The 12,079-nt window shown below is 67.5% G+C and carries 11 protein-coding genes; 6 read left to right on the top strand and 5 right to left on the bottom strand.

Annotated features, from left to right (window positions below):
- Nucleotides 1-106: 106 nt before the first annotated feature.
- Nucleotides 107-1,525, bottom strand: a complete 1,419-nt coding sequence (locus RM96_RS23395; protein WP_039014066.1) for an aminotransferase-like domain-containing protein — start codon at nucleotides 1,523-1,525, stop codon at nucleotides 107-109.
- 164 nt (nucleotides 1,526-1,689) lie between these two features.
- On the opposite strand from RM96_RS23395, the gene RM96_RS23390 reads away from it, so the two are divergent.
- From RM96_RS23390 to RM96_RS23380, 3 genes are read left to right on the top strand one after another with little or no spacing between them, the layout of a single operon-like run.
- Complete coding sequence (locus tag RM96_RS23390) at nucleotides 1,690-1,875, top strand: DUF2970 domain-containing protein (protein WP_039014065.1); 186 nt, start codon at nucleotides 1,690-1,692, stop codon at nucleotides 1,873-1,875.
- Nucleotides 1,876-1,920: 45 nt separating this feature from the next.
- Nucleotides 1,921-3,261 (top strand): cytochrome c, encoded by a 1,341-nt coding sequence (locus RM96_RS23385; protein ID WP_082016684.1) that lies wholly within the window; start codon nucleotides 1,921-1,923, stop codon nucleotides 3,259-3,261.
- The gene (locus tag RM96_RS23380) at nucleotides 3,258-5,093 is read left to right on the top strand and encodes an NAD(P)/FAD-dependent oxidoreductase (protein ID WP_039014064.1); all 1,836 of its coding nucleotides are present in this window, start codon (nucleotides 3,258-3,260) and stop codon (nucleotides 5,091-5,093) included. The genes RM96_RS23385 and RM96_RS23380 overlap by 4 nt, the downstream gene beginning before the upstream one ends.
- Nucleotides 5,094-5,098: 5 nt before the next feature.
- Here RM96_RS23380 and RM96_RS23375 read toward each other — a convergent pair whose 3' ends face one another.
- Nucleotides 5,099-6,076 carry a glutathione S-transferase family protein gene (locus tag RM96_RS23375; RefSeq protein ID WP_039014062.1) on the bottom strand — a complete coding sequence of 326 codons (978 nt, stop codon included), beginning with the start codon at nucleotides 6,074-6,076 and terminating at the stop codon, nucleotides 5,099-5,101.
- A gap of 97 nt (nucleotides 6,077-6,173) precedes the next feature.
- On the opposite strand from RM96_RS23375, the gene RM96_RS23370 reads away from it, so the two are divergent.
- On the top strand, nucleotides 6,174-7,091 hold the full coding sequence (locus tag RM96_RS23370) for a LysR family transcriptional regulator (RefSeq protein ID WP_039014060.1): 918 nt from the start codon (nucleotides 6,174-6,176) through the stop codon (nucleotides 7,089-7,091).
- A 34-nt stretch (nucleotides 7,092-7,125) separates the two neighbouring features.
- Here the strand turns inward: RM96_RS23370 and RM96_RS23365 are convergent, their stop codons facing one another.
- The 3 genes from RM96_RS23365 to RM96_RS23355 are packed head-to-tail and all read right to left on the bottom strand — an operon-like array spanning nucleotide 7,126 to nucleotide 9,964.
- Nucleotides 7,126-8,448: a phosphoribosyltransferase family protein gene (locus RM96_RS23365; RefSeq protein ID WP_039014059.1), complete on the bottom strand. Its 1,323-nt coding sequence runs from the start codon at nucleotides 8,446-8,448 to the stop codon at nucleotides 7,126-7,128.
- 21 nt (nucleotides 8,449-8,469) lie between these two features.
- A complete protein-coding gene (locus RM96_RS23360; RefSeq protein WP_039014057.1) occupies nucleotides 8,470-9,471 on the bottom strand; it encodes a zinc-dependent alcohol dehydrogenase family protein in 1,002 nt (333 codons plus the stop codon).
- Between the two features lie 37 nt (nucleotides 9,472-9,508).
- Entirely contained in the window at nucleotides 9,509-9,964 is a 456-nt protein-coding gene (locus tag RM96_RS23355) for a universal stress protein (RefSeq protein ID WP_039014056.1), read from the bottom strand.
- Nucleotides 9,965-10,283: 319 nt separating this feature from the next.
- Here RM96_RS23355 and RM96_RS23350 point away from each other — a divergent pair, with 319 nt between their 5' ends.
- Together RM96_RS23350 and RM96_RS23345 are read left to right on the top strand one after the other, a co-directional pair.
- Nucleotides 10,284-11,120: a universal stress protein gene (locus RM96_RS23350; protein WP_039014055.1), complete on the top strand. Its 837-nt coding sequence runs from the start codon at nucleotides 10,284-10,286 to the stop codon at nucleotides 11,118-11,120.
- A 189-nt stretch (nucleotides 11,121-11,309) separates the two neighbouring features.
- Nucleotides 11,310-12,053, top strand: coding sequence for a universal stress protein (locus tag RM96_RS23345; RefSeq protein WP_238587382.1), 744 nt, complete (start codon nucleotides 11,310-11,312; stop codon nucleotides 12,051-12,053).
- Nucleotides 12,054-12,079 lie beyond the last annotated feature (26 nt).

Here is a 12,079-nt window from a genome sequence, read left to right as displayed (position 1 = left end):
GCGGGGGGGGGCGTTTCCCGCCGCTGTGCTGGCACTGGTGGTGCAGGCGGGATTCGAGGCTATTGAATGGGCGCTGAGGCGCCAGCGGGGTGGCCGTGACTGACGGTCACGCCGCGGATTGCGCCCGCGCCAGTTCGCCGAGCTTGCCGATCGCCGCTTCCGCCTCGTCGTTCCACAAGTGCCCGTAGTTCAGGCGGATGCAGTTGCGATAGCCCTGCCGTGCCGAGAACATCGGTCCCGGCGCGATGCCGATGCCATGCGCCAGCGCGGCCCGGTGCAGCGCGAGCGCGTCGAAGCCAGTGGCGAACTCCACCCAGAGGAAGTAGCCGCCGTCCGGCCTTGAGACGCGCACGTCTTCGGGAAAATGCCGACCGATGGCGTCGATCATCTGGCCCTGCTGCATCTCCAGCACATGGCGCAGGCGGCGCAGGTGCTTGTCATAGCCGCCGTGTTGCAGGTATTCGGCCAGCGCCAGCTGCGTGGGCACGCCCGCCGAAAGCGTGGTCATCAGCTTGAGGCGCTGGATGGCCTCGCCGAAGCGGCCCGGCGCCACCCAGCCGATGCGGAATCCGGGCGAGAGCGTTTTCGAGAACGAGCTGCAATGCATCACCAGCCCCTGCGTGTCGAAGGCCTTGGCCGGCAGCGGGCAGCGGCTGCCGAAGTACAGCTCGCCATAGACATCGTCTTCGATCAGCGGCACCTGATGGCGCGCCAGCAGGGCGACCAGCGCCTTCTTCTTGTCCTCCGGCATGCTCGCGCCCATCGGGTTCTGGAACTGCGTCATGAACCAGCAGGCCTTGACCGGATGACGGGCGAGGGCAGCATCGAGCGCGCCGAGGTCGATGCCTTCGACGGGGTCCACGGGAATTTCCACTGCCTTCAGGCGCAGCCGCTCCAGTGCCTGCAGCGCGGCGTAGAAGCCGGGGGATTCGATTGCGACCACATCGCCAGGCTGGGTGACGGCCATCAGGCAGAGATTCAGGGCTTCGAGCGCGCCATTGGTGACGATCAGGTCGTCGGTCGGCTGCGGGGCGCCGGCGCCCAGGTAGCGCAGGCCGATCTGCCGGCGCAGCGCGGTATTGCCGGGCGGCAGGTCGTTGACCGAGTACCAGGGATCGAGCGCGCGCCCGGCCCTGGCCAGCGACTTGCCCAGCCGGTCCCACGGAAACAGCTCGGGCGACGGAAAGGCGGAGCCGAACTGCACCAGCTGGCGGTCGCGGGCACCTTCCAGCACGGAGAACACCAGATTCGAGATGTCCACCTCGGTCGAGACCTGGCGCGACGGCCGCACCTGCGGCTGCGGCAAAGTCCGCCGCGCCGGGCCGGCGACGTAGTAGCCCGAACGCTCGCGCGCACGTACCAGCCCGCGTTCTTCCAGCCGGTAGTAGGCCTGGAACGCCGTGGACGGGCTCACGCCGTACTGCGCCACGGTCTTGCGGATGGAGGGCATGCGGGTACCGGGCGGCAGGCTGCCGTTGCGGATGTCGGTGGCCAGGGTTTCGGCCAGTTCTTCGTAGCGTTTCATGGCGGGGAGTCCTTTGCCCGGGATTATCGCCCGGACCGGCAAACTGATACGCAAAATTCTCCGGTATCTGATGCTGTTATGTCTTGCCGGCGCGGCCGATAATCCCTTTCAGGTGAAAAGGGCTTGCCCGGAAGGCGACGCCTGCCAGACAAAGGAGTGTGACGATGAATCCGTTAAGGCTGATCCGAACCGTGCTGTGGGGCTTCCTCGGGCTGCGCAAGGGCCAGGAGCATGAGCGCGACCTGGAAAGCGCGCGGCCGGTCCCACTGATCCTGACCGGCGTGATGCTGGCCGCGGGGCTGGTGCTGTGCCTGGTGGTGCTGGCAAACTGGGCGGTGACGCACGCCTGACCGGGTCGCCTGGTTGTCCGAACACGCCTGATAACAACAAGCCCCATGCATCTTCTGAAAAGGCGGCATCCTGCCGCTGTCTTGTGGCTGGCCTGCCTGTTCATGGCGCTGGCCGCCTTGGTCATCGCCATTCCGCAGGCCCGGGCCCAGTCGGCCCCACAGTCTGCCGTCACGCCTGCGCAGCAACTGGAACGTGGGCGCTATCTTGCCAAGATCGCCAACTGCGCCGCCTGCCATACGCGCGAGGGCGGCAAGCCCTTCGCGGGCGGCCTGCCAATCCGCACGGCGGTGGGGACCATCTATTCGACCAACATCACGCCGGACAAGGGCAGCGGCATCGGTGCCTACACACTGGCCGACTTCGACCGCGCGGTGCGGCAGGGCGTGGCACTGCACGGCAAGCGGCTCTATCCGGCCATGCCGTATCCGTCCTACGCGCGCATGCGCACGGAGGACGTGGCGGCGCTATACGCCTATCTCCGCGCCGAAGTGGCGCCGGTATCGCAGCGGAACCCGGCAGCGCAGATGCGCTGGCCGTTCAGCATGCGCTGGCTGTTGGCCGTGTGGAACGGCTTCTTCCTTGACGATGCGCCGGTGCGCACGGATACCGCCAAGGGCGCCGAATGGAACCGTGGCGCCTATCTCGTGCAGGCCGTGGCCCACTGCGGCGCCTGCCATACGCCGCGCGGCATGCTGTTTGCCGAGAAGGGGCTCGACGAGCGCAGCAAGCGGTTCCTGTCAGGCGCCATCGTCGAAGGCTGGTCGGCCACCAACCTGACCAGTGACCAGATCACGGGGCTGGGCGCGTGGTCGCGCGCGGAGATAGCCGAGTTCCTGCGCACCGGGCGCAATGCGCACGCGACTTCGTTCGGGCCGATGTCGACCGTCATTTCTACGTCGACGCAATACATGAACGCGACCGACCTCGACGCCGTGGCCGCCTACCTCAAATCGATCCCCGGCGCGCGCGGCGAAGACAAGCCGTTCCGCCACGACCCATCCGCTGCCGCGCAACTGGCACAGGGCCGGTTCGACAGCACCGGCTCGCGCCAGTACGCGCAGTTCTGCATGCCCTGCCACGGCGCCGACGGCAAGGGGTTTGCCCGCGTCTTCCCGCCGCTGGCCGGCAACCCCACCGTGGCGGACCCTGACCCGTCGTCGCTGGTGAACCTGCTGCTGGACGGCGCCGTGACCGCACGCGTGAATACCGCGCCCACCGACTATCACATGCCCGGCTATGGCTGGACGCTGGACAACCAGGAACTGGCCAACGTGCTGAGCTTCATCCGTGGCAACTGGGGCAACCGCGCCGCGGTAGTGACGGAACGCACCGTGGCCGAGCGCCGTCAGGTGCTGGGCGGACAAGAACCGAAAACTGACCGATGACGATTTCGCGCAGAGATTTCCTCAATGGCACGGCGCTGACGATTGCGGCGGGCCTGGCGCCCGCGCAGTGGCTGCACGCCGCACAAGCTGCGGGCAGTGCCACGTATCCGCCCGCGCTGACCGGCCTGCGCGGCAACCACGCGGGCACGTTCACGCTGGCGCACAGCCTGGCGCGCGAAGGCGCGAAGTACCCGACCGTGCTGGCGCACGAGGCGTTCGACCTGGTGGTGGTCGGCGGTGGCCTGAGCGGCCTGGCCGCGGCCTGGTTCTACCGGCGCAAGTTCGGCGCCGGCAAGCGCATCCTGATCCTCGACAATCACGACGATTTCGGCGGCCACGCCAAGCGCAATGAATTCACCGTACGCGGCAAGCGGCTGGTGACCTACGGCGGCAGCGCCGAGATGCCTGCCACGGCCGCCACGGACGCCGCCGTGCGCGAGCTGCTGGCCGGACTCGGGCTGGACGCTGCGCGCGCTCCGGCTGGTGAAGCCCCGGATCCATACGCCGCTCTCGGCATGGGCCGGGCCGTCTTCTTCGATGCCGATCATTTCGGCCGCGACCAGTGGCTGGCAGGCGATCCCTTCGGCGAGCTGATCGATGCCCGCAGTGGCCAGCGTGCCAGCGAGCCGGCTTCGGGTCTGGCGCAGCGCTTTCTTGACGGGGCGCCATTGCCGCCGCAGGACCGCCTTGCCCTGGCGAAGCTTGCCGAAGGCAATGTGGACTACCTCGCTGGCATGCCGGCCGGCGAGCGCGCCACCTATCTGCCCCGCACGCGCTATGCCGCGTTCCTGCGGGACAAGGCCGGCATCGGCCTGGCCGGCCAGCGCTTCCTGCGCAGCCGCAGCAACGACGCCTATGCATTGGACGCGGACGGCATTTCGGTGGCCGATGCGATTTCGATTGGCCTGCCTGCGGGCGCCGGCATGCCTGCTCCCGCGCCGAATCCGCGGCTGGGCAAGTCGCCCACATCGCGGCTCTGGTTCCCGGACGGCAATGCCTCGCTGGCGCGTCTGCTGGTGAACAGCCTGATCCCGGGCGTCGCCACGATTGGCAAGCCGGCGGACGTGGTGACGGCCGCGTTCGACTACAGCCGCCTGGACCGCGACGACGCGCGCGTGCGCCTGCGGCTGAACAGCACCGCCATTGCCGTCGAGCCCGACGGCAATATCACGCGCGTGACCTATGGCTGGCAAGGCAACCTGCATCGGGTCGAGGCGCGGCACGTGGTGCTGGCCGGCTACAACATGATGATCCCGTACCTGATGCCATCGCTGCCGGCCGCGCAGAAGGAGGCGCTGCGCGCCGACGTCAAGGCGCCGCTGATCTATACCAAGGTCGCGCTCGATCACTGGCAGGCGTTCGCGGCGCTCAAGACCCGCCGCATCCACGCGCCAGCCATGGCCTATACCGACCTCTGGCTGGAACCGCCCGCCGGCACGGGTCCGGCCGATCCGGCGGTGCTGCATATGCTCTACGTGCCGACCGTGCCGGACAGCGGCATGAGCGCGCGCGAGCGCTTCCGCGCCGGGCGTGCGTTCCTGCTCGGCACGCCGTTCAGCGAACTGGAGCTGGGCATCCGCACCCAGCTTGACCGCATGCTCGGGCCGGCCGGCTTTGCCTCGAAAGACGTTATCCGCGGCATTACCCTGAACCGCTGGGCGCACGGCTACAGCTATATGCCGGACAGCCTGGCCGGGGAAGATGCCGCTACCTGGCCGGTGCTGCCGGGCATGGGCAGCGTCAGCTTCGCCAACAGCGACAGCGCGGGCAGCCCGTCGCTGACTGCGGCGATCGGGCAGGGGATGCGGGCAGTGGACAGGCTGACAGCCTGAGTCCCTTACAACTGTTCGCGCCCGTGCGGCGCCGTAAAGTCCTGCACCGGACCGAGCGGCACGATGCCGGCCGGGTTCAGCGTGCGGTGGCTTTCGTAGTAGTGCCGCTTGATGTGCTCGAAGTTCACCGTGCCGGCAATGCCCGGCTGCTGATAGATGTCGCGCACATACGCTGACAAGGCAGGGTAGTCCGCGATCCGGCGCAGGTTGCATTTGAAGTGGCCGACGTACACCGCGTCGAAGCGGATCAGCGTTGTGAACAGCCGGATATCCGCTTCGGTGAACCGGTTGCCCGCCAGGTAACGCTGCGTCGACAGCCGTGCTTCGAGCCAGTCTAGCGTCTCGAACAGCGGCACCACGCCTTCCTCGTAGGCCTGCTGCGTGGTGGCGAAGCCCGATTTGTAGACGCCGTTGTTGACGGTGTCGTAGACGCGGCTATTGATCGCATCGATCTCGGCGCGCAGTGTCAACGGGTAGTAGTCGCCGGGTGTGGCGCCCACGCCATCGAAGGCCGAATTCATCATGCGGATGATTTCCGATGACTCGTTGCAGACGATGGTGGCGCGCTGCTTGTCCCACAGCACCGGCACGGTGACGCGGCCGGTGTAGTCCGGGCTGGCGGCGGTATAGACCTGGTGCAGCACGCGCGCGTTGTTGACCGCGTCGGGCACCACGCCTGGGCCGTCGGCAAAGGTCCAGCCTTCCTCGCGCATCAGCCAGTGCACCGACGAAACGCCGATCATGTCCTGCAATCCCTTGATTTCACGCAGGATCAGCGTGCGGTGCGCCCACGGGCAGGCCAGGCTCACGTACAGGTGGTAGCGCCCCGGTTCGGCGCGGAAGCCGCCGGAGCCGCTGGGGCCGGCGCTGCCGTCGGGCGTTACCCAGTTGCGGAAGGCGGCGTCCTTGCGCACGAAGCGCCCGCCCGTGGAGGCGGTGTCATACCACTTGTCCTGCCAGCGGCCATTCACCAGAAGTCCCATGTCTTGCTCCTTGCGCTTTTCTCCTGCCCGCATAGTGGACTGATTTACCCGCCTTGCCGTACGATTTTCCCGACTGACTCGTTCGACGGGATTGAACATGCTGACAGAAGACGAACTGGCGCTGCTGGAAGCGATCCGCGAGAGCGGCAGCCTGTCGCGCGCGGCGGCCAGGCTCGGCAAGGCGCCGTCCACGGTGTCGCATGCCGCACGTCAGCTGGAGGCGCGCTTTGACGCCCTGCTGTTCGACCGCCGCCGCTACCGTCTCCAGCTCACGCCCGCGGGCCGGCTGCTGGCGCAGGAAGCCGAGCGGCTGATGCAGGATGTCGCGCGCATGACGCAGCGCGTGCGGCAGGTCGCCAGCGGCTGGGAAGACCGCCTGTGGATCGTCAGCGACGAGATCCTGGAGTTCGAGCTGCTGATGCCGGTCATCCGCACCTTCGACGCGCTGAAGTCCGGCGTGGCGCTGCGCTTGACCAGCGAAGTGCTGGGCGGTACCTGGGAAGCCCTGCGCGACGGCCGCGCCGACCTGGTCATCGGCGCCACCAACGAACCGCCTTCGATTCCTAACCTGCGCTGGGCGGAACTTGGCGTGATGGAGTGGGTGTTTGCCGTATCGCCGCGGCATCCGCTGGCGAAGGTGAAGGAGCCGCTCACGCGCGAAATCATCGCCGGGCACCGCGCCGTGGTAGTGGCAGACACTTCGCGCACGACGGCCGGGAGGGGCTACGGCGTGCTCGGTGGACAGGCCGCACTGGCCGTGCCCAGCATGCGCGCCAAGATCCTGGCCCAGCGCGACGCCCTGGGCGCAGGCTGGCTGCCTCGCTACCGCGTGGCGGCGCTGCTCAAGCGCGGGGAACTGGTGGAGATGCACACCGCCGATCCGCGCGAGCCCAACGTGCTGTACGTGGGCTGGCGTGGCGACCACGATGGGCGGGCGTTGCAATGGTGGCTGGAGCAACTCAGCCAGCCGCGACTGGCCAAGAGGCTGGTGCAGGGCGTGGATACGTTCGCCTGACCGCATGCCTTTCTCGGATGAGACAGCATTGCGCTCATCCTCCGTAAGCCAGGCTCGGAGGCGATGCCGCCGCAAGGTGCCGCCCGAACCAGTCCGCCGAGAGTGTCGCGATGTCTTCCAGGGCCTCGCGGTCTTCGAATCCGCGGCCGTTGGTCGGAATCAGCCGCAGTTGCCGGGGGCAATGCATCTGTTCGAATGCAAGGTCGTTGATCTGTATGCTCTGCGGATCGCCGCTGGCACAAATCAGCACGGCAGGGATCTCGAGCTGCTGCAGGCTGGCGCTGCCCGCGAGATCCGCTCGCCCCGCAACGCAGACCACGGCGCCGAGCTGCGCCGCGTTGCGTGCGGCCAATCGCAGGGCTGCCGCTGCGGCGGTGCCGGTACTTAGCAAGCCCGCCGGCAGCCTTGCGCAGGGTGTCCTGGCGCGCAGGAAGTTCAGGGCATGGTCCAGCCTTGCCACCAGGTCATCGACCTCGGTATCCGGTGCGTCATTGACGTGGCTGTCGGGCCGCAGGTCCACGAGCATGGTGGCGAAACCCTTCGCCCGCAGCTTGCGCGCCAGGTAGTGGCTGCGCGCGGCGCGGCGCTGCGCGCCACCGGCATGCACCATCATCACGACGCCCACCGGGTTCGGCGCCGTTTCGAGCATGGCCCGGAGGCAGGTGGTCTCGTACGGAATCTGCAGGGCCATGCTCAGCGATGGCACGCTTGCCCTGGCGCCCGGCCGTGAACGGATCTGAGATTGGGCTGCCGTTGTGCCTGTCAACTGCCGGACCCGGTCGTCGCTGACCAGCTGGAACTCGTGATAGTAGTGCGCGAGGTTCTCGATGCGATCCGGCGCATCCAGGCAGATGACCTCGTCGGCCAGGGCGCGGAGCCGGTCCAGCCCGGCCCTGGCGGCAATCGGGAGCGCGCAGATGAGCCGGGCGGGCTGCCGCTTGCGCAGGCTGGCGAGCGCGGCATACATGGTTGCTCCGCTGACCAGGCCATCATCCACGACGATCACCACGCGCCCTTTGGGGTCCGCCATCTTGCGAACCGGCGTATAGACCGCCCGCTGCCTGCGAAGCTGGTCGAACTGGGCGTCACGCTGGCCGTCGGCTTCGCCGCCCGGGTTGGCTTGGAACGTGCACCATGTCGCGCCGGAGTCGTCCACCGCTAAACCCGGAACAATCCTGCGCGCCATCACCAGGTCGAAATCAGCGTCCAGCGCATCGGCCACGACGCGCCCGACCGGCACGCCGCCGCGCGGAATTGCCAGGACCAGGGCGCCGGTGCCCTGATATGCGTGCAACGCCCAGGCCAGCTCCGTGCCGGCTTGCTCGCGGGTCTGAAAGCGTGTCTGGTAACGGCTCATGGAGATATCGGATTGGGGGCTTTAGTGTCGGACTTCCAGGACGGCGGCACCGGAAAGACGGCCGTCGCGCAGGTCGGCGAGCGCCGCGTTGGCCTGCTCCAGGGGGTAGGCGGTTGTGTGCGTGCGCAGCGGCGTCCGGGCTGCAAAGTCCATCAGGGCGATGCCGTCGGCGCGCGTGAGGTTGGCCACGGAACACAGCCGTCTTTCTCCCCAAAGCAGCTGGTAGGGCATGGCCGGAATATCGCTCATATGGATGCCGCCACAGACGACGATGCCACCCTTGTCCACGGCGCGCAGCGCCCACGGCACCAGCGCACCCACCGGGGCGAAGATCAGCGCCGCACCCAGCGGCACCGGGGACTGGAGATCGCTGGCGCCTGCCCAGCATGCACCGGTCTGGTAGGCCAGTTGCTGGGCGCCCGTGTCGCCGGCGCGGGTAAAGGCGTATACCTCGCGGCCTTGCGCCACCGCAATCTGCGTCACCAGATGCGCGGCGGCGCCGAAGCCGTAGATGCCGATTCGCTTTGCCTCGCCGGCCATGCGTAGCGTCCGGTAGCCGATCAGGCCGGCGCAGAGCAGCGGCGCGGCATGCTCATCGTCATAGGCGGGTGGAATCCTGAAGCAGTAGCTGCTGTCGGCAATGACATACTCGGCATAGCCGCCATCGCGGGTGTAGCCGGTGAATTGCGGTGCATCGCAGAGGTTTTCGTGATGGTGCAGGCAGTAGCTGCAATTGCCACAGGTATGTCCGAGCCATGGCACGCCCACGCGGTCGCCTGGCGCGAAGGTGGTGACACCGGCGCCGCACGATTCGACCCTGCCGACGATCTCATGCCCAGGGATGAGAGCGGGCTTCGGGCGGGGCAGGTCGCCGTCGGCGATATGCAGGTCGGTCCGGCACACGCCGCATGCCGCCACGGCAATACGCAGCTCGCCCGGCCCGGGTTTGGGAACCGGTACGTCCTGCAGGCGCAGCGGCTTGCCTGCGCCCTCGAAGATCATTGCACGCATGGTTTGCGGCATGGCGTGATGTCTGGTCACCGCAGGCGCCGCGGCGCACCTAGCCTTCGGCTTCGCTGCGGACCAGGAGCACCGGTTTGTTGGTCTTGGCAAGCACGCCTTCGGAGACGCTGCCCATCAGCAGGCGCCTGACGCCGCGGCGGCCGTGGGTGCCGAGCACGATCAGGTCGGCATTCCATGCGTCGGCTTCGGCGACGATGGTGAGCGAGATCCGGCCGGGTGACACCGGTTTTTCATCCAGTTGCACCGAGTTCCGCACGCCTGCCTCGCTGAGCCTGGCCGAGGCGGCATCGAGCGCCTTGCGGCCGTACGTGATGATGCTGTCAACCAGCTCCTTGGGGTTGAAGTAGCTTGCCTCGAAGTAGACATCGCTGTCGTCCACCACGAACAGCGCCTTGACCTCGGCTCCGGTCGCCGTGGCGATGATGATGGCCTGGCTCAGCGCCAGCTCGGAAGAACGGCTGCCGTCGACAGCGAGCAGGATGCGCTGGTACATGATGAGTCTCCTGACAGGCACGGATGTGCAAAATCGTTCTTGTAGTTTGTTACATTCAGCCTACACGCCGGCGGCGATCCGCGCTTGATATGTATCAACCCGGAGCACCGGGCGTGACGGAGTTGCTGATCGCGGCCATACGGAGTGACGGCCTCAAGACGTCGATGGCCGTCCCGGCGCGCTTTTTCTATCAGTCTGCGGCGTACTGCGAGGGCAATACGCCAGCCGTGCCGCCGACAGCACCGGCCCGTTGATCTGGATCAAGGGTCGGATGGCCTCGCTGCCTAGACTGGTTTGTAGCTTGAGCGAGAGGGCGATCATGGCTTACGACAGTATCCTGGTGCATCTGGACAGCAATCCGCAGGCACTGCAGCGGCTGGAGGTGGCGGGGCATATCGCCGCCGCCAACGAGTGCCCGTTGACCGGCATTTACGCCGGCTTCATTCCCGATCCCGCCTGGTTCTACCTGATGGAGGGCGCCCAGCAGTATGTGGCGGAAGATCAGGCCCGGCGCAGGCAGGTCAGGGAGAACGTCCGCGGGCAGTTTCTTGCGGCCACCCAGGCACTGCCGGTGCGCACCGAATGGCGGGCCGCGGAACGGGAGTCCGTGATGACAGTGCTGCGCGAGGCTCGCGAGGCCGGACTGGTCGTTGCCGGCCAGTACGACGCCGGCAATAGCGAAGGTCCGGTGGCCCGGCAACTGCTGGAATCGTTGTTGCTGGAGAGCGGCCGCCCGACCCTTGTCGTGCCATGCGCGGGCGAATTTCCCACCGTTGGCACGCGAGTTATCGTCGCATGGAATGGAAGCCGGGAGGCGGCGCGGGCGCTGCACGATGCATTGCCGCTGATAGCCGGCGCGCAGGCGCGCATTCTTTGCGCGCAGACCGCGGCCAAGGAGGCCCGGGCCGATGCCACGCCGGTCAGCCACGCCGCGCGCGTGCTGGAACGTCATGGTGTTGCAGTGGAAATCGAACACGGTCCCGGCGGCGCTGACCTGACCATCGGTGAACTCGTTCTTTCGCGCGCGGCGGATTTCGATGCCGACCTGATCGTGATGGGCGCTTACGGACACGGCCGCATGCGCGAACTGGTGCTCGGCGGCGTGACGCGCACGCTGCTGGTGTCGATGACGGTACCGGTGCTGTTCTCCCGCTGAGGCGAGAACAGGACCGGAACCGGGGCGGGACGCTGTCATGAAAGCGCTCCAGCGGTGGCCCCGGCGCCTGACTGAGGCGGTCTGATTTCAACTGGACAGGATGACTCGATGACCTTCAGGACAATCCTCGTCGACCTCCGGGAAGACAGCGCGAGAGCGGCTCGCATTGAAGCAGCGGCAAGGCTTGCCTTGCTGTTCGACGGCAGCATCATCGGGCTGACGGCGACAGGCGCCCAACTGGAGCCTTTCCGCGGCGCTGGCGAGGAGACGGGGAAATATGCGGCGCTCGCAGCCGAACAGATCCGCCGGCTGGCGGCCGGGCATGACGCCGTCCTGCAAAAGCTGGTAAAGCAGGTGGCGCCGTCAATACCTGCCAGGCAGATTGTGATGGAAGCAGAAGCGGGTTGGGCACTGGCCAGGGAAGGCCGCTTTGCCGACCTTATCCTGGCGGCGCCGCCGTTGGCGGATGAAAGCGTGCCGGCCCCGATGGCCAAGGCCGCCGAGTATGCGTTGCTGAATGCCGGCCGGCCTGTGCTGCTGGTGCCAGCCAGGGCCAGGCCGCAGTTGCCGGGCCGCGTCGTGATCGCATGGAACGCCAGTCGGGAGGCGGCGCGGGCGGTTGCGGATTCGCTTCCGCTTCTCCGGCTCGCGTCCAGCGTTTCCATCGTTGTCGTCGCGACCGGTGACGGTGGGCCGGACGATGATGGCGCGCGCCTGAAAACCTGGCTGGCCAGCCATGGCGTGGGAGCCACGCTGCACGTAGAAGAGGGGGGCGATCCCGACAATGTGCTGCTTCGGGTCGCCAGGTCGCTGCAGGCCGATCTGCTCGTCGCCGGAGGCTATGGCCGGTCCCGGCTGAGCGAGCTGGTCCTGGGCGGAACGACACGCGCACTGACCCGGCAAGCCGAAGTGCCCTTGTTCGTGTCGCATTGAAAGCCGGCTGGCAAGGTATCTGCGGG

It is taken from the genome of Cupriavidus sp. IDO, assembly GCF_000812465.1.
Lineage (GTDB): Bacteria > Pseudomonadota > Gammaproteobacteria > Burkholderiales > Burkholderiaceae > Cupriavidus.
The sequence above is the reverse complement of the archived record's forward strand: the minus strand, read 5'-3'. Positions and strand labels throughout refer to the sequence as shown.

Coding starts and splice junctions, on each gene's coding strand:
- RM96_RS23395 (WP_039014066.1), bottom strand. CDS start 1,525: ATGAAACGCTACGAAGAACTGGCCGAAACCCTGGCCACCGACATCCGC.
- RM96_RS23390 (WP_039014065.1), top strand. CDS start 1,690: ATGAATCCGTTAAGGCTGATCCGAACCGTGCTGTGGGGCTTCCTCGGG.
- RM96_RS23385 (WP_082016684.1), top strand. CDS start 1,921: ATGCATCTTCTGAAAAGGCGGCATCCTGCCGCTGTCTTGTGGCTGGCC.
- RM96_RS23380 (WP_039014064.1), top strand. CDS start 3,258: ATGACGATTTCGCGCAGAGATTTCCTCAATGGCACGGCGCTGACGATT.
- RM96_RS23375 (WP_039014062.1), bottom strand. CDS start 6,076: ATGGGACTTCTGGTGAATGGCCGCTGGCAGGACAAGTGGTATGACACC.
- RM96_RS23370 (WP_039014060.1), top strand. CDS start 6,174: ATGCTGACAGAAGACGAACTGGCGCTGCTGGAAGCGATCCGCGAGAGC.
- RM96_RS23365 (WP_039014059.1), bottom strand. CDS start 8,448: ATGAGCCGTTACCAGACACGCTTTCAGACCCGCGAGCAAGCCGGCACG.
- RM96_RS23360 (WP_039014057.1), bottom strand. CDS start 9,471: ATGCCGCAAACCATGCGTGCAATGATCTTCGAGGGCGCAGGCAAGCCG.
- RM96_RS23355 (WP_039014056.1), bottom strand. CDS start 9,964: ATGTACCAGCGCATCCTGCTCGCTGTCGACGGCAGCCGTTCTTCCGAG.
- RM96_RS23350 (WP_039014055.1), top strand. CDS start 10,284: ATGGCTTACGACAGTATCCTGGTGCATCTGGACAGCAATCCGCAGGCA.